14 protein-coding genes and 3 pseudogenes are annotated in these 16,485 nt (G+C 52.2%); 9 read left to right on the top strand and 8 right to left on the bottom strand.

The genetic code is table 11. From position 1 onward, the window contains the following. Window positions 1-70 (bottom strand): annotated as a pseudogene (locus CHB65_RS17115) (IS6 family transposase); the annotation flags it as partial. A 1,398-nt stretch (window positions 71-1,468) separates the two neighbouring features. Here CHB65_RS17115 and CHB65_RS15915 point away from each other — a divergent pair. Then, window positions 1,469-3,409, top strand: coding sequence for an outer membrane protein assembly factor BamB family protein (locus CHB65_RS15915; RefSeq protein WP_179213701.1), 1,941 nt, complete (start codon window positions 1,469-1,471; stop codon window positions 3,407-3,409). Between the two features lie 129 nt (window positions 3,410-3,538). Here the strand turns inward: CHB65_RS15915 and CHB65_RS18035 are convergent, their stop codons facing one another. From CHB65_RS18035 to CHB65_RS17560, 3 genes are all read right to left on the bottom strand, one after another. Then, window positions 3,539-3,967, bottom strand: coding sequence for a CAP domain-containing protein (locus CHB65_RS18035; protein WP_394335422.1), 429 nt, complete (start codon window positions 3,965-3,967; stop codon window positions 3,539-3,541). Between the two features lie 206 nt (window positions 3,968-4,173). Continuing rightward, on the bottom strand, window positions 4,174-4,608 hold the full coding sequence (locus CHB65_RS18030; protein WP_394335421.1) for a restriction endonuclease: 435 nt from the start codon (window positions 4,606-4,608) through the stop codon (window positions 4,174-4,176). 164 nt (window positions 4,609-4,772) lie between these two features. Then, window positions 4,773-5,372, bottom strand: coding sequence for a hypothetical protein (locus CHB65_RS17560; protein WP_179213699.1), 600 nt, complete (start codon window positions 5,370-5,372; stop codon window positions 4,773-4,775). Window positions 5,373-5,498: 126 nt separating this feature from the next. Here CHB65_RS17560 and CHB65_RS15900 point away from each other — a divergent pair, with 126 nt between their 5' ends. The 6 genes and pseudogenes from CHB65_RS15900 to CHB65_RS18110 form a co-directional block, all read left to right on the top strand. Then, entirely contained in the window at window positions 5,499-6,149 is a 651-nt protein-coding gene (locus tag CHB65_RS15900; protein ID WP_089385998.1) for a hypothetical protein, read from the top strand. Window positions 6,150-6,166: 17 nt separating this feature from the next. Next, on the top strand, window positions 6,167-7,345 hold the full coding sequence (locus tag CHB65_RS15895; RefSeq protein WP_179213698.1) for an ATP-binding protein: 1,179 nt from the start codon (window positions 6,167-6,169) through the stop codon (window positions 7,343-7,345). After that, a complete protein-coding gene (locus tag CHB65_RS15890) occupies window positions 7,342-8,820 on the top strand; it encodes a hypothetical protein (RefSeq protein ID WP_089385996.1) in 1,479 nt (492 codons plus the stop codon). The genes CHB65_RS15895 and CHB65_RS15890 overlap by 4 nt, the downstream gene beginning before the upstream one ends. Next, window positions 8,807-10,027 (top strand): hypothetical protein, encoded by a 1,221-nt coding sequence (locus CHB65_RS15885; protein WP_089385995.1) that lies wholly within the window; start codon window positions 8,807-8,809, stop codon window positions 10,025-10,027. The genes CHB65_RS15890 and CHB65_RS15885 overlap by 14 nt, the downstream gene beginning before the upstream one ends. Before the next feature lie 277 nt (window positions 10,028-10,304). Continuing rightward, the gene (locus CHB65_RS15880) at window positions 10,305-10,928 is read left to right on the top strand and encodes a hypothetical protein (RefSeq protein WP_089385994.1); all 624 of its coding nucleotides are present in this window, start codon (window positions 10,305-10,307) and stop codon (window positions 10,926-10,928) included. A gap of 167 nt (window positions 10,929-11,095) precedes the next feature. Beyond that, a pseudogene (locus tag CHB65_RS18110) lies at window positions 11,096-11,176 on the top strand (IS6 family transposase); the annotation flags it as partial. 28 nt (window positions 11,177-11,204) lie between these two features. On the opposite strand, the gene CHB65_RS17105 reads toward CHB65_RS18110, so the two are convergent. Together CHB65_RS17105 and CHB65_RS15875 are read right to left on the bottom strand one after the other, a co-directional pair. Further along, complete coding sequence (locus CHB65_RS17105) at window positions 11,205-11,522, bottom strand: hypothetical protein (RefSeq protein ID WP_143420466.1); 318 nt, start codon at window positions 11,520-11,522, stop codon at window positions 11,205-11,207. Further along, window positions 11,516-11,959: pseudogene (locus CHB65_RS15875) on the bottom strand (IS6 family transposase); the annotation flags it as partial. The pseudogene CHB65_RS15875 and the gene CHB65_RS17105, both read right to left, overlap by 7 nt. A gap of 467 nt (window positions 11,960-12,426) precedes the next feature. On the opposite strand from CHB65_RS15875, the gene CHB65_RS15870 reads away from it, so the two are divergent. Together CHB65_RS15870 and CHB65_RS15865 are read left to right on the top strand one after the other, a co-directional pair. Further along, complete coding sequence (locus tag CHB65_RS15870) at window positions 12,427-13,089, top strand: metallophosphoesterase family protein (RefSeq protein WP_089385993.1); 663 nt, start codon at window positions 12,427-12,429, stop codon at window positions 13,087-13,089. Between the two features lie 667 nt (window positions 13,090-13,756). Then, a complete protein-coding gene (locus tag CHB65_RS15865; protein WP_089385992.1) occupies window positions 13,757-14,764 on the top strand; it encodes a hypothetical protein in 1,008 nt (335 codons plus the stop codon). Window positions 14,765-15,953: 1,189 nt separating this feature from the next. On the opposite strand, the gene CHB65_RS18105 is transcribed toward CHB65_RS15865, so the two are convergent. Both CHB65_RS18105 and CHB65_RS17665 read right to left on the bottom strand, forming a co-directional pair. Next, window positions 15,954-16,124 (bottom strand): DUF7837 family putative zinc-binding protein, encoded by a 171-nt coding sequence (locus CHB65_RS18105; protein WP_449404582.1) that lies wholly within the window; start codon window positions 16,122-16,124, stop codon window positions 15,954-15,956. Between the two features lie 174 nt (window positions 16,125-16,298). Continuing rightward, the coding region (locus CHB65_RS17665) for a DUF6788 family protein (protein ID WP_321166758.1) at window positions 16,299-16,485 on the bottom strand (187 nt) is incomplete at its 5' end.

The raw sequence follows: 16,485 nt of genomic DNA, 5'->3' as shown, positions 1-16,485 counted from the left end.
TCCGCTCTCGCTCCCAACATTCAAGATCTGCGGTATCCAACGTCTCTCTGAGCAGTTCTGGTGACAGCATAGACAACTCAAACCACGAACTGCTCGCTTCTTAAACTGGCTTAACTAGACAGTGCCGGTCAGACCAACTCATACGTCGTCTTATTACTGATTTTATTATACTAGTTGTTGGCCCGAATCTGGTCGGCGTAAACTATGGGAAGCTATGGAATCAGTGGGATTGTGGGAACTTGGCATTTCCGTTCGTTGTGGAATGTGGCCGCATGAACTCAACGAAGTCGGGTAATCACGTTATTCATTCTATCGCAGGGGCATCCAACCAGCCAATAACCGGCTGGTATGGTCATGCGTGGGTCGAATCATCAGTTACGTTGGCTGATGTGGAGGAACTCAATCGATTTCTTTCCGACGAGCTCAAATCAAATTCATCTCGCCCTGATGGAACGCTCGGCGTAAACGTAGATGATTCGTTCGAGTGTTCAGTTCTTGTGTGTGGTGTACAATTTATGAATCATAACCACTTCTGATGCAGTCAGTGCACACGATCAATGACACTCAGCAAGATTCGAAACCATCTCGAAAGCAGTGATCGGGTCACTAATTGGCACCGACTGCTGATTCATGTGAGCTAGTTCTATGATCCGTACATGGATCTATAGAATATCACTTTCGCTGACCTTTGCATTCCTTTTTGTATTCATCGATTGAATGACAAACTGCATGCTCTCCCACTACAGAGGTGAGTCATCCGAGTGCGTGTGATGGCACATCTGTCCGCACGCACGGACGCGGCCTACCAGGATGAATACCACTGATCGTCTAACAAGCCGGCACGAGTGACACCGATTAACGACTTCGGGACCAGTGTACTGCACACATACACAAACAGTACCGACTTCGCCGTCTGGTCCTTGGCTGCTCATGACCGACATGCTCTCCGAACCGCACCGAACCTGCCGTATTGACCGGATGTGCAACCCCCTCACAAAAAGCGGTGACTATAACAGTACAATTGTGACGAGACTGCATCGGGGACATACATTTACCTGTTTGCTCCGAATGGCATAATAACAAGACCACCAAGCAAGAGTTGAATTAACAAGTTCATGTTCCCACTCTTGTGGTAGGTAGAGTTAGGAAATTCAGAAGTGAACGCACAATGAAACGCGTCAAAAAAGGGAGTCGACGAAATTTCTCCCGGCGGAATTTGCTAATCGCTGCGGGTACGGCAGGAGTAGGCACAGTTCTACCATGGTCAGTGAGTGCGAATGGTGATGGGTCAGAATCAGCCCGGCAATGGTCGGCGATGCCATTTTTGCATTGGCCCAACACGCGCGGAGGTGCTGGCAACTCTGCTGAGGCATCCCACTCAGAAGCAAATCCAGCCACGCTGGACCGCCAGTGGCAACATGGGTATTTCAGACGCGAAACAGATGTCATAGCGAATCATGGCGTTATCGTGTTCGGAACAGGAACCACCCTACACGCTATTGATGAAGTCAGCGGTGAGAAACTCTGGGACCACCAGTTCGACAACTCTATCGCTACAACGCCCTGTATTTCCGGAAAGACCCTCATTACGAGTGACGAGTCGCCTGCGATGTATGGCATCGATGTCGTCTCTGGAACGGTAAGATGGCAAACCACTCTTGAGGATCGGTATAAACAAATCACATCAGGAGAAGAAAGCGTCTTCGCAGTGACCGAAGAGCAAGTGCTTGAGTTTGATCCTCGGAGTGGAGAACAAACCGCTTCACACGACGTTTCGAATCTCCGTCCCGAGAGTCTCTGTGTGCATCGAGATGATGCGTATGTGGTAAAAAGGGGTGGAAAGGTGGCCCGAGTAGCATCAAATCCGTGGGTGACTGAATTGGAAGATATTTCATCAGCACCGTTGACGGTAACCGACGATCGTGTACTCTCGTGGCGGGATAACAGCATTATAGCATTCGATACAAACAGCGGAGAGTACAGCTGGGGTCGTGATTTGGGACGCACTGTACACAAGGAAGTTGCTGTCGCACGAGGTTTTCTTGCAGTAGCAAATAGAAGAAAGATAAGCATGCTTGACTTGTACAACGGAGAAGAACTGTGGTCTAGTGAAGTTGACAAATCGATCAGAACTCCGCCAACCATCCACCTCGACTCAATTCTGGTCGGGACCGTCGCCGGGATCAAATCATTCGATCTCGGAGACGGATCGAACGGGCCGTACGATGATATTGATTTGATCGCGAGACAGCGACCGATCGTAGGTCCGGAAACAGTACTCGTGGTTACGAGCGACGATCTACAACTATTTCAGTCACCCGAGAGCGTTGAGGCGAAGTCACAGATTGCAGATAGTCGTCGACCATTCGAAGACGACAACCCGCCAGTGAGAGTTGATGAGACGGTGATCCGTACGTACCAGTCTGCGGCTGACGCCTTCCTTGAGCGGTCATTCACCCGTGCCAAGTCCATCGCTCGCGACCTCAACGCGATATATGATGAGCGAGTAAGTAGTATGGAGGAAGCCGTGGAACGAATCGAAGCACTCGAGACTCAAATCGAGAAACTCCCCGAATACCGGACGAAAAGCAGGTGGCGACGAGCGCTCCAGCGTGCTGAGGATCATTTTGAAAGTGGGAACTACGAGCGGACAGTCGAAACTGCGGAAGATGCGTTAGATGAGATTGAAGAGGTGGTGCATAGTATTGAGCGTGCCTCCACGGCAATATCGGAGCTTGAAAGTCAGATTGAGCAGGTACAGAGAGAAGGATACGAGGTTTCAGAGGGAGAACAGCAACTGCGCGACGCGAGAGAGCAGTATGATGATGGGAATTACAAAGACGCACTAGAAAAGGCTGAAGCTGGGATAGATGTCGTCGCCGACCGTGTATATACGGCGAAAAATGCACGTGACGCAATTGATAAGGTAAACGATCAGGTGCAGAGTACGGAGTATGACGTGTCCACGGCACGTGAACTCGTTCGTGATGCTGAATCGGCATACGAGGCAAATGAGTACGAAGACGCACTACGAACCGCCGAACTCGCCGCCGAAGACCTAGAAGAGACGAACGAACTTGCAGAATCCGCCTGGGCCGCGATAGAGGCTGCGGAAGAACTCGATACGCGTCACACAGGAATACGATACGCGGCAGATCAGTTCGGATATACGGAGCGGCTTGAAGCAGCACATCGAGCGTATGATGATGACGAATACGGAGCCTCCCTGAGAAGTGCCGAGGGGGCAAAGCAAGCGTACCAGACCGGACAGTGGCTCGTCGATGGATCGATCGGAGGAACGATGAGTGCGGTAGTGCTATACAGCGTGCGCCCTGACCTGTTTGAGCGGCCCGCACGGCGCGTCAGGAATGCTATATCCGATCTCGATACACGGGGATCAGACGACTGAATGTTATCCCGCCCACCGTAAGACGGGAAATTTGGCCTGTGCGGATGTTAGCTAATCCTCGCGTCCCGTTATGGGAAACGACCACTACTTGTTTGAGCACTGGGTCTGAGGATCGCTAGATTCGATATCTCACGCAAAATTCTGTGTGATGTATATCGCACCATCGACGTCGACAAAGACACCGATGCCCTCTCTCGACCACTGAAACTCGAGGAGAGTCTTGCGGTGACCGGGCGAACCAAGCCAAGCGTCTACGACCTCGGAACCGATTAACGATGGAGATGTCGATGGACCGTGATACTGCTTAGACAAGTTTTCACCGACACGATTCGAGTCAACTGAAGCAGCCTCGTACCTGTCTGCCGGCGACTTACCCTCGGGTGATTCGTGGGCAAAGTAATTTCGGTGACTCATGTCCCGGCTATGTCTAAGTGCGACAGCGCTCAAATGATAGTCAAACTGGAGCTCACAGAGCTCACGCTCGCGCCGCTCGTGATTCGTACGTTGGTGGATAGCCCGTTCGATCCGACTGGGGTGGATCTGCGACCCGGTGAACACAGGGAGTTCTACGCGTTCAAACGCATCAGCGGCTCCACAAGAGAAACACGTTGTAGCGACATCAACACGCGTGCTGCAGCCCACACAAAGCCACTCATCTCCGATTTCAACGACAAACCCGTCACATCCGGTATCGTCGTGAGAGCTTCCAACGGTTTGATTGCCGCATACGTCGCACCGATAATACGTGCTGATTACGGTGAAAGTCACGAATTACCACCTTTCGGGAGACCGTTGATTGACGCAGCAGCGAGCACGTCTTTCCCGCTAACCAGGGTTATGTTTGCGTCCGTGCCAGCTACGTACGACAGCGCATCACTACTAAATTGGCCACTTGAGACTACGACGGCCTGCAAAACGGGCTGGCGAAGAAGATGACTCGCCGTCTTTTGAACGACTGGTCGGCCGACCGTGCCGCCACTAGTTCGGTGCTTTACCTCCACTGCCTTAAGCCGACCCGAACAACGCACATAGATGTCAACACCGCCGTCAGCGCCGTCGTCAGTTAGTCGGGTGTCACACCCCCGCGACTCGTAAAGCATGGCGACAAGCTGTTCGAACTCACGCCAGTCGAGAGCGTCAAGATCGCTACGTTCCCAGAGATGAGCTGCTGCCGTCGTCGTTTGTTGACAACATTCCATAAGTGCTCTCACGCCACCCTGTTCGTAAGCATCTTGCAGTCCCTCGTTACTGAGACCAAGATCGCGAACTGGGTGGTTATCTGGGATACGCTCAAGTGCTTTTAATGTTCGCTCAACGCAGGCCCCGATTGAAGCGTGCGACATCTTCTGCGTATCACTCATCATCAGAGGTGATCCTTCCCGTCCTCGAACACCGCGGTGACGACAGAGAAGACCGAGTCTGGATACTCGGAACACGATTCTACAGTCACCGAGTCGAGGAGTTTCGAGCGCTGACTGAACGATACGAAGTAGTCGCCAAGCTCGTCGTCCGACAGCGCTGCCATATCTGGCCATTTTAGGAGCCTGTACATGTTCAGTGGTCCGCTTTTTGGGTGGTTAACTCGCTCTCGAATGAAGTGATATCGGTCTTCATGTTCGATTCGCGCCGATTCACGAACCGGTTGCTGCTTGAGCGCTTCAGGAATCCCCGGATGACCCTTGTAGGTGCCGAAGAATCGCTTGGGGATTTGGATGACTTCCGTATTTTTGTCCCGCCTGACAGGAGTTGAGTCCACAGTCTCGAAGTCATGAGGTGCCCGTTCATTATCCTCTACGAATATAGGATGCCCGTCTGGAGAGACGTACCAAGTGACTTCCATCCCCTCCGAGAGATAGCCGTGACGGAGAAGAAGAGACGGGACGGTAATCGCGCCAGTCGCGTACACTTTCGCAGTTCCAAAGTACCCGTACGTCGGGGGATCATCTCCTAGTTGGCCTGACACTGGATCTCTCCTCTAGTTAATTCCTCGACAAAAAATCGATTGAGAATTATTTAAAATTTGTGCTGATCTTTTCCTCTGCCAAACACCAGCGGTAGGAGGGTAAAGGGGGGAATACAATAGCCAACCATGCTGGTAGCACTGATGGGGGTTCTATCCTCAAGCGAGGACGAAGAACTATCCAAACACGAACTCAGAAAGCGCATCATCTCATCCGAGAGAAAGCTAGATCGTGTCGAAGTAGACCTTGAGAAACGGAAAGAACAGTACTTCGACTACCTCCAACAAGGAGCGGAGGCACCGCCCGAAGCCCGTCAGGCGTACGCAGTTCGAGCCAGACTTGAGCGGTTCAAATCCCGCGTACAAGAACTGGAGCGGCTGAAGACGGTGAAGAATCTGGCAATGTGGGAGCTCGTACGTGGACAGCGGGAAATCCGCGAACTCCTTGAAGAAATCGAGAGCGACGTCGCCCAAGAGCTACCCGAACTCGACGCCGAACGATTTCAAGAACAAATTGAGGAGATGGAGGTTCAGTTGGAGGCCGAGATGCAAGAGATTAGTGAGATGATGTCGGGTATGGAACCCTCCGACCATGACGTTTCACTCGGGTCGACGGAGGAGCAGGAATTGATGGACAGGCTAGCCTCAGAGGACATCAAACTGGAGGACGTGTCTGACTTCGGCGTATCCGCCGACGTGGGAGATGAAATCCAGGAAGATGACCCGCTCGGCGGCATCGAAGAGAACTTCGAGGAATGGGGACTCGGAGAAGAGAATTGAGGCCCTGTTCAACACTAATGTCCGAAATATCACACCAAGTTCAGAGGCAGGTTGCAAAAGACGAGTATCAACGCAATTATGAGGAGGCGAAGCGCGCCATCAGAGCTTACGAACCAGAGAAGGCTGCACGGGCACTCCGCCAAGCAGCCGAGAACCTCGACGAGCTTGCCAGTCTCAGTAAGGACCTCACATCGACCCGCCGGACTTACGAGAACAAGGCCGAAAATTATCGGAAAACAGCAACAGCACTTGAAGAGGACGGCGTGGGCGCCGTAGCTGAGGTCGACGATGGGGGTAAGAACCGATCGAAGCACGATGACCTCGGAGGAGCTGATGACTCGCCGTTCCAAGGGGATGGACCAAACGTGCGTGTCGAGACGCCAGATGTGACATTCGACGATGTCGGGGGCATGGAAAGCGTCAAGCAGACGCTACTTGAGCAGGTTGCCGACCCGATCGAGAACGCCGATATCTACCAACAGTATGGGGTCGAACCAACGCGCGGTGCGCTTCTACAGGGACCGCCCGGGACAGGAAAAACCTTCATTATTAGGGCGTTCGCTGGGGAAATGAAATGGAACTTCATAGAGCTGAGCCCAGCTGACGTGACGAGCGCTCTCGTAGGAGAAGGGGCAAAGAACATTCAACAGGTGTTCAAGACGGCGAAGGAGAATGAGCCTTGCATCCTGTTCTTCGACGAGATTGATTCGGTCGCCCCAAGTCGGCTCGGTGGTACACAGGGGACGCAGTCGGAACGGCAGATGCTCACACAGTTGCTTCAGGAAATCAACAATCTGGAAGACACCGACGTCATCGTGTTCGCCGCCACGAACGCTCCTGAGGCAGTCGACGACGCCATTGCCAGAGCACAACGCCTTACCGAAACTATAGAAGTTCCCTTACCAGATGAGGACTCACGGAAAGCGATCCTTCGAGTGAAGATGCGGAAAAGAGAAGTACCAACGGACGGGATCGATTACGACCGCGTAGCGAAGATGACCGAAGGGTTCTCGGCTGCCGACATGGAGCCCGTGGCCAACGCCGCCGCGCGACTAGCAGCGAACGAAGCAGAAGAGTCGGGAGAAATCGTGCCGATAGAACAACGACACGTTGACGAGGCGATCCGCAATCGAAAGAAATCGAAATCTGAATCTGAGGAGGGCGGCGGCTACCTTTCCGGAGGTAACGCCCGATGAACACTCGTGAGCAGTTCCTTCTCGGTATACGCTTCGTCCTGATCGTTGCGCTCGGAGCGGTCATCGGTCTCATGCTCGGGCGAACGTGGGTCCCCGGGACGATCGCTCACGACGCAGTATACGGTACCGCAGTGCTTTTCGACGTGGGATACGGAACCCCCGAAGAAATTCTCCCGAGTTTCGTACTCGGTTCCTATCTGGGATTGCTTGCCTTGTTTACCGCTGATTGGCGTAAGCGTGTGCAGGGCGTCCTCCTGATAATCGGTACAGCGGTTGGGCTCTACGCACTCTGGACCCGTGGTGTTCTGCTTGCAAATATAGATCTCTACCACTGGACGAACGTCGCCGCGCTCCTTGGAGGACTCGGCACAGCAGCGCTCCTTGAGTTCGGGGCGATCAAACGACAGGCATTTTCGACGTCGATCGACCACATCGAATTCGATATCGCTGTCGTTTCGGTGTTCGTCAGCTTCTCCACACTTGCCGTCCTTGGACTGTTACAAGCGGTGTCCGTTGGCGCGGCAGTCCCCATCGTCGACGTGCCTGCAACCATCGCGTTCGTGTACGTGCTTTTCGGATTCATCGCGTACGATGCCACCACGAAGACGGCGATTATCGGTCCGAGAGAATCCGGAAAGACGACATCGATCGTCGGACTCTATCAGCGATTCTCCGATCGGGATAAAATACCTGCCGAGACGTCACCAGCCCTAGATGAACACATCGAAGAAGTTGATACCATGGCTGAAGACGAGGACTTCAAGATTCGAGGCACCCAAGAGACACACGATATCGGGTTCTACTTCCAGGTGGGCGATATCTTTCCAATGCGGGCGCGGTTCACTACCTTCGATCATCCAGGTGAGAAGATTGACGACATCGCCAGAGAGCTACGTGACCCGCCCGGAGTCAAGCGACGACTCCAACATATCGGTATCTGGTTCAGCGAGATGCTCCCGGGAATGGCGTTATCTGATCATCAAAGGGAGATCCAATTCTACAACCACGTCCGCACTGCAGACATCCTCATGCTGCTGATTGACATGGAACGTATCGTAGAAAACCGGCCGGCATACCTCAGTGATCTGAAAACGATAGCGAATGGGACGAAAGACACGTGTCGGATTTTTGTCGTCGCAACGAAGTCTGATCTCGCACTCAAGGATTACGCTGGACTCCAGCAACAATTAAAACCGGGAATCGGAGATGAATTGCTACACGACGACGACGGAATGGAAAAATCGCCGGCTGACGAGTTCACGGATAACTTAACGGCCGACCGAATACAGATCAACGAGCTCATGAAAACGGTGTCGACTGACGTAATCTACCCAGTATACTTCATGACAAAGCAGAGTGAAGACGGACAGAGCCTCGTCCCAGACCTTGACGAAAATGGACGACTCCAACCCGTCGGGTACGAGGAGCTAATTGAGCGGATCGAAAATGAGGCGATGAAAAATGTCCGGGTTTGAAATATACGACACGGAACCACAACGGACGTACCCGACCGAAGGGAGAGAGGATCAATCGTTCGTGGACGCGGTAAGGGCAGTGTACGAGGCTGATCGAGCAGTATGTCTCTTCTCGCCGAGTGATAACGTTGTCATTCATCGTCTCGATGCGATACATCGGCGTCCCGGCCGCGGAGCACGCGAGCAGATCTACTACGCTGTTGCGCACGGATACATCGATAGTCAGCTACTTGAGAGGCTCGCAGGAGAGGTCGAACAGTTATTCTCAAGCAGTCAAGAATGGGAGTCGGTCGAAGAGGGTGACAAAAGGCGTGTGACAGCCGAAGAGGTGGCAGCACTTTCGACGTATTCGTCCGGGTTTGAAGACGGAACATCGCTAGAGCGTGAAGTCGGTCAGTTCCTCCAAAGCGGAGGTTCCGAAATAAATGTCGCCGTTCCATCCAGAAATGACGCCCATGAAACGCTATGTCGATACTCGGACTGCGACGCTAGGATCCTGATTACCCGTAATGCGGACGCTGCAGCGGACCACTTCACGACCGATCTCATCATCGAATACGGATCAGCTGAGTCGTTTAAACTTGCGTCTGAGAAATCCAAACAAACACTCAAACGCTGGCGACAGAATCAACAAGAACAAGAACTGAACGAGGCCGTCAATTCACTGACTCAGTCGTTTCACACCTTTTTCAACGACGACGAAGTGGACGACTACACCCGCGCGGCGGTGTTGAACGATATCATCAAAGGGGAAGGCGCAGTACCGAACGCAAAACGGTACGATACTGAAGAGACAAGAACCTTGCTCGAATCAATTGAGTACCACTTGAGAGATGTTCAACCAGAAAACAAACGCAAGTTGGAGAGCAGGGTAGAACGGACCGCAAAAGAACATGTCGAGGAGTTTCGGCGATCCGTGCGCAACGAGTCTGCCGATACGGTTCGGTCGACCGTCGCGGACGAAACGAAGCGGATCGCCGATTTGTTCGATGAACCAAATGGGGAAATACGACGACAGGTCCTCGATCAAGCGATTCCGGAGTTCGATCGTCCGAGTAAAGTGGTCAAAGACCACCGCGTCCCTTGGCCGGTGTGGAACACACCTGACCTCATGGTTGGCGTTTTCCTCGGTGGACTTCTCATGACGGTAATCTTCGTGTCGATAGCCTACTTCGACGTCTCGATTTCGATTCCCTGGCAGATCTGAGGCGTCGCTGTCCGCCTTCAGGTTGGGGTGCTCGTCGATTCTAAGTAAGCTACCACGATCTAGAGTGTGTGGCAAACAGTGTGGACTCGTTCTAACCCGTCAAATAGGTAGACGAACACTCGCCATGCACGTTCAGTATTCCGCGGTTCAAGCATATGCCTACGTTTGCGCCTCCACGTCAAGACTTTTCATCTAATATTTAAATATTTTCCTGCCATTTGAAACTGCAACCGTGGTAGCTGTTTTTGTAAGGTTAAGGGGACACCGTTTAGACGAGATGGTTTGGAACTTCCTCAATCCGTTCTCGAGTCAGGGAGGGGACAACAGAGTCGATCCACAGAAGCGAATCTACCGTGCGGAACGGGAAATCGAGAAGGCAGAGCAAGGAATTTCCGAGTGTCGCGATGAATACCTCGAACAGCTTCAAAAGGGAGCGAACTCCTCTGCCGGGAGACGACGTGTCTGTGCCGTCCGAGCACGGATCGCGAAATTTAAAAGCAATATCTACGAATTAAAAAGACTCAAAGCGGTCAAGAATCTCTCACAATCAGAGATCGCTGACGGAATGAGTGAAGTTGAGGAAATGCTCGATGACATCTCGAATCAGGAAACCGTCAACGAAGTTCTTGACGCAGACCCCGCGGACATCGAAAACCGCATCACCGAAGCAGAGGCGGAGTTGGCCAGCGGTATGAAAGATATCGACAGTTTCCTCGGGAACGTCGAGAATACGTCCACAGACATCCCTGTGGAAACTACGGAAGAAGACCAACTCATGGACCGTCTTGCGGCCGGTGACATCGACGTCGATGATATCGAATCCGAGATGGAAGACCTCAGCGCTGTCGACGCAGACCAGTCCGTGAGTATGGAGTCTATGGACTTCTCGATCGATCGGTAACGTGACTGACTGCAACCCATGCACCTTCGTGGTGATCCAGACGGCTGGACAGGTTCCCACTCCCCCAGCACGAGGCGTCTATAGACAGACCACCTATCAATAAATATTTCGCCATTTTACATGGGCGTGTCAAGTTAGTGAATGAGGCGCTCAACCTCAGAGTACTTATTGCCGAAATCGAACGCCTCAGCGAACGTACCACGTGGATTGACTTGTCGTTTGTGGAGAGAGATCGGACACCACGCTGGGTAAGACGCTCTAAGAAAAGACCAAACACTATACCGCAACGGTGATTTGTTTGAGTACTTCGTTTCTAATTGTTGTTCGCATATCGAGAGCGTCTTCGAAGCGCTCTTGTTGTCCGTTGACAACAGCAATATAGTCTGTGTCCTTGTTCACGTCCTCCTTGATCGTTACTGTCCAGTCATCTCCTGTGTATTCGCCGTAAAACCCGTTCTGGTATGGGATATGTCGATATGAAATGTGTGTGTTGAATGCTCGGAGAAAATCTATTCCTTCGGATACTGAGTCAGGGTAGTACACGATGTTTCCTCCTGCAACACATAGTTGTGATTCATTTTCCTCTAAATCCATGAGTTATGGAAGTGATCGATCCTCATTTTGAGTGTCTGAAACCACTTTTCGATCAGGCTTCGGTCGGTATAATCACGCCGACCGCTGAGTCCTAATCGAGCAAAGGCAGTCTCATAGCCAAAGCCATCGACGAGAAACACAGCCTCGGAGAGATCGTGTTTCTCGAAGAGCCTATGTAGAAATGTAGCAACTGGATCTGTTCCGTGAGATACGAACAGATTGACAGCAAGAATCACTTTGGTGTCGAGGTCTATTGCAGCATATAACCAAGACCACTTGCCATTGATTTTGACAGATGTCTCGTCTACAGCGACCCGCTTCGGCTTTGCCTCAGGCGGGTCGGGAACGCTGTCAGCAACCCGAGGTACCCACTGAAAGATCGTCTGATGGGAGCGTTGAACGCCAAACAGCCGAAGGATTGCTTGTGTTTCTCTGAGCAGTTCTGGTGACAGCATAGACAACTCAAACCACGAACTGCTCGCTACCTAAACTGGCTTAACTATACAGTGCCGGGCAAGAGATTCTATTAGAAAATCTGAATCCAGAGAATCCAGTTGTTAAATAGCGAGCATTGAGTGAACAACCAGAAAACGTTGCATTCGCAAAGATTGTAGAGAGCGATCCCCGCTCGCTCTGATTAGTAAGCGGCGTCGATGCCCTAGTAGAGCGCATCGACACGGACAACGCGATGTCGATGATGAGATCTACCATATCAGGATGAAGAAGCTTCACGTCTCCGAGGAGAGCGGCGTGTCCGCATCGGAAGATGCTTCCTGCTGACGTACCCTCTCAACCATGCAGTCAAGTATTGTCAACTCACCAAATTACTCTTGCTCGGCCGCTGTTTTCACGCTAAGGGGATCATCGGCGAAACACCTTTGGTCAGCCCACTGTCCTGTCGAGTATGGCAATCGGGCTCATTTCCGACATACACGCAAACCTGCCTGCACTGGAGGCAGTGCTTGACGATATGCCTACAGTCGAGACGATTGTCTGTGCGGGTGACATCGTCGGCTACAATCCGTGGCCTGCGGAGTGTGTCACGCTCGTGCAGGAGGTCTGCACCGTCGTGGTCGAAGGGAATCATGACCGAACTGTCGACCGCCCTCACCGATACAGAGCAAATCGCATGGCAGAGGCCGGACTCGAACTTGCATACGACGAACTCAACAATGATCAACTTGCATGGCTTAAGAACCTTCCACGGCAAGCCTCTGTTGCCGGTGAGTACCTGCTCGTACATGATCATCCGAAGCATCGTGACAAGTACGTCCAGCCCCACGAGTTTCCCCGGGTTCGTCCCTACCTCGACGACTACGCCGGCGCCATCCTCGGCCACACGCACAGACAGCACAAGGCGACGATAGACGATCGGCTTATCGTCAATCCCGGCAGCGTCGGACAGCCACGCGACGGCGACAATGACGCCGCGTACGCCGTCCTCTACCCCGACGAGCGAACAGTCGATCTGCGTCGAGCCAAGTACGACGTGAACGAAGTGATCAAATGCATTGAAGAGAGTGTCTTGCCGGTGGAGACGGCGACCCGCCTCCTCGACGGGAGCTAAAGCCGAGAATATTACGACCTCCAGTCCGACCCTTCGTCCTGAGGGTACCATTCAGTCTTCGCGGGTCGATTTTCTTTCGTTGTAGGCTCTTTCTATGTGTTCAGGTGCTTCTTTGCTTCTACCTGTGTTTTCCCATGTATTGGATCCGCAGAAGACACATTCGTTAGCGGGAATATCGGGTATTTTTTCTGCAGGTTTAGCTGATGGTGCTTCGTGACCGCATTCGTTGCATTTCACGAAGTGAAGTATTAGCACCATGTGTCAGACGTTACCGCGGTTTCCGAGATACTTGAATATTCTGCTTTGGGGGAAAGATAAAGCAAATAATATTATCTTTTCGGGAGACGGTGAAGAGAGGCTTAAAGAAAATATCGATGAAGAGTGGGAACAGATAGAATAACCGAAAGAATCCCAGTTCCTGTATTGCATCTATCCTCTGTATTTTCCACGGAATTCTTATCTGTTGTTCGGCAAACCATCAGCTCCGTTGAACGAACTCACCTCTGAATTGCTCACGGGTCTCAACGACGAGTGCTGGATTCGCACTATGTGCATCGCGAAGTGGTCCATCAGTTCTTGGATAGTGTTACTTCACTGAGATCGATGAGAGCCATCGTGATGACGGAGTGGCCCAGACGGTTTTATCGCCGCTGTACAACAGGTGAGTATGAGCTTCGGTATTTCGTGGGACAACCTGCTGGAACGGCTCGACGAACTTCCGGAGGGTTCTACGCTGATCACCCCACTCTCTCACGATCGGTTTCGTATTCGCGATGTGCAACAGCAGCGGGTCATCATTGAGTTCCTCGACAAGGATATCGATGACACACGCCCGCTCCAGCGAGACCAATTTGAGACGCTCTACCGGCGAGTCAGTGACGAACCCAACGGATTCGAGCTCGACAGACTCCCACCTGATGCGGACGCATATCCAGCCGTATTGTCTCTCCATCCCCGCTTCGAAATCGATGAAGACGCCGGCGTGATCCTCGAAACAGACGGACCCACCACGAACCAGATCCTCGACACACGCGATCACGAAGACGGGTCAGCACACATGGACGAGCAACGGACCGAGCCGGATCTTGACGTGTATGCAGATGCACTCTTGCTCGTTGACGCACTGGAGCGACACGAGGTCACCAACCTCGAACAGATCGAGACGGACGTCCTCGTGGACCTCTACACGCTGCTTTCGGACGTCCAGCGGAACGCCAACGACCTCCGGCAGGACGTAAGCGAGGTGCTACTCATCCGACTCCACCATGACCAACCCGTCTCTGGACCCTTCGGCTCTGTCCAACGGACGACCCGCCGCAATCGCTCGCTCAAACCCGACGACGAAGTACTGGAGACACTCGAAGACGCTGGAATTGACCGTGAGCGCGTGTTGGGCGTCGACCGCAGCAAGGTCGATGATGCACTCGAGGTGACGGCCCTCTCGGACACCGACGTGTACGAGATCACCGAATCCGAGTACGTGCGCAAAGCAGACGTCGACGAGGAGCGCAAGGAAACGCGACTCCAAGGGCTCAAAGATCAGCTGGCGACGACAGAAGGAGACGAGGCTGAACAGCTCCGCGAGGAAATCGAGAACCTCGAAGACCGGATCGCAGACCTCACCGAGTTCAAATCCGGATCGCAGTTCCATACGCGGACGCAAGGTGGGCCCTGAGAGTCAGAGCGAGCGAACCGTCAGAGGTCACCTCAAAATATTAGTCGCTAGTCTGGCCGTGAAAGATGGTAGCGATGCCGCTCAAGATTATCTCGTGTTCACTCGGTATCTTGCGTGTTGTCAACGTCGGTCATCACGTCGGCGACTGTCGGGATGGCAGTGACTCGATTGTAGTAGCGTCTTAACCAACATTTCAGCTTTTCGCCTATACTGTTGGTTAATCTCGAAGAAATGCAGTTCTCAATACAGCGTGTCATAGAATAGTTCTCATCTCTTTTTATCCACAATCTGTCAACAACCGCGTGCAAGATAGAGCGCGCGAGTCTTGCAGGAAAAAATTTTTATCGAAAGCTTTGATTAGTAATTGTATGGCAACTTATTGCCCTGAATGTGGTAGCAGAGACACGAGAAGCACTGTAAATCTTGCAAATAGTAAAATGACGTGTAGAGCCTGTGGTTATACTTGGCGGTCTTGACATCCACATAATAGATAATCGGTAAATTGAGTGCGGAACAAAAGAATCTATCAAGCTGAATAGTTCCTCTCTATGCAGCAGTTGGAAGTCCACCTATCTGAAACCCGTCACGATGATGAGTGATGAATACAAGGCGCGAATGCAGCACAGGCTGAAGCTCGATTACTCTGAATCGCGCAGTAGAAGATAAATGACGATCACTAATAGCATAACGTCAAGACCTGCAATGATGGTCAGAGGTGTCCCATATCCCCATTGCCAAGCCCACTTACTCCCTCGGGATTTTGCATCGTTATACATCCACCGCCCAACAGTTGCCCAGAGAATTAGCAGAGCTATGAAAATCAACAACTCGTCTTGTGCCACGACGATTCCCGGGAAAATTTCATAAGTCATTACTTGCATAATGGAGGGCCAATCAATCATATATTGAAATGATAGGCCGCTAATCATAGCTTTTCTTATTATCGTGGTATCTATTTGCAGTCCGAGTGACCGGTTTGTCCACCTTATCGCTGAGGAAACAAACGACAGTCACCTGCTGAATACAGCCCTCTACATCTTGCATGCCATCTCAGATATCAATCGTATCTAGTAGTTCCTTCGCCGCTCAGTAGGGAGTTCTACTAACCGGCTAAGACTGATTCTATGACACGCTGCTCAATAGCCAAGCACTCGCCGCTCAAGTCGAGGTCGCGACACTCGGATTACTCTCACTCAGGTTGAGATACGGGATCGATAACGTCCTGGCATCCTGGACATTCCGCCCAGACACCCTGATCTCCGGATGCCTTTTCGTAGTGAATGAGCACATGTCTATCCGCGACTGTCTCACCACAGAACGGGCAAGTGCCAAGGGCTGCTTCGGGATTGGGGGTCACCATACGTGGCCTCGCTGTTGTGGGGGAGGGACACGTGTGACGCTATGTTGATGTCGGCTCTCCACACCTCAGAGCCTATTTTTGGTCCCTCAGGCTTGTTAACGAAGCCCAGTGCTATATAATTCAGGTGAGCGGAGTGTAACTGGAGAACCCGTAGTACTGACAATCGGTGGCCGCTCACGGCTTGCCGATGTACTCTGACTTCATCATCCCCTCATCACGATAATACCGATACAGGTAGGGACCATGCATATCCTGTTCACTACCACTCGCGCACTTACAACTGTCATCGCCGCATTTGACTTTCTCCTTGACGACGGTCCCTCGCTGTGAATCATCCGGATCAGCAACGGGATCAGCGGTA

The sequence above is a fragment of the Halorubrum vacuolatum genome, assembly GCF_900188065.1.
GTDB lineage: Archaea > Halobacteriota > Halobacteria > Halobacteriales > Haloferacaceae > Halorubrum > Halorubrum vacuolatum.
Note: the sequence above shows the minus strand (reverse complement) of the source record. Positions and strands in the feature narration are given on the sequence as shown.

Bases quoted from the DNA above. Each gene is read 5' to 3' on its own strand.
- CHB65_RS15885 (WP_089385995.1), top strand. From the start codon at position 8,807: ATGTCCGGGTTTGAAATATACGACACGGAACCACAACGGACGTACCCG.
- CHB65_RS15880 (WP_089385994.1), top strand. From the start codon at position 10,305: ATGGTTTGGAACTTCCTCAATCCGTTCTCGAGTCAGGGAGGGGACAAC.
- CHB65_RS18030 (WP_394335421.1), bottom strand. From the start codon at position 4,608: ATGGAATGTTGTCAACAAACGACGACGGCAGCAGCTCATCTCTGGGAA.
- CHB65_RS18105 (WP_449404582.1), bottom strand. From the start codon at position 16,124: ATGGTGACCCCCAATCCCGAAGCAGCCCTTGGCACTTGCCCGTTCTGT.
- CHB65_RS15900 (WP_089385998.1), top strand. From the start codon at position 5,499: ATGCTGGTAGCACTGATGGGGGTTCTATCCTCAAGCGAGGACGAAGAA.
- CHB65_RS15895 (WP_179213698.1), top strand. From the start codon at position 6,167: ATGTCCGAAATATCACACCAAGTTCAGAGGCAGGTTGCAAAAGACGAG.
- CHB65_RS17105 (WP_143420466.1), bottom strand. From the start codon at position 11,522: ATGGATTTAGAGGAAAATGAATCACAACTATGTGTTGCAGGAGGAAAC.
- CHB65_RS15890 (WP_089385996.1), top strand. From the start codon at position 7,342: ATGAACACTCGTGAGCAGTTCCTTCTCGGTATACGCTTCGTCCTGATC.
- CHB65_RS15870 (WP_089385993.1), top strand. From the start codon at position 12,427: ATGGCAATCGGGCTCATTTCCGACATACACGCAAACCTGCCTGCACTG.
- CHB65_RS15865 (WP_089385992.1), top strand. From the start codon at position 13,757: ATGAGCTTCGGTATTTCGTGGGACAACCTGCTGGAACGGCTCGACGAA.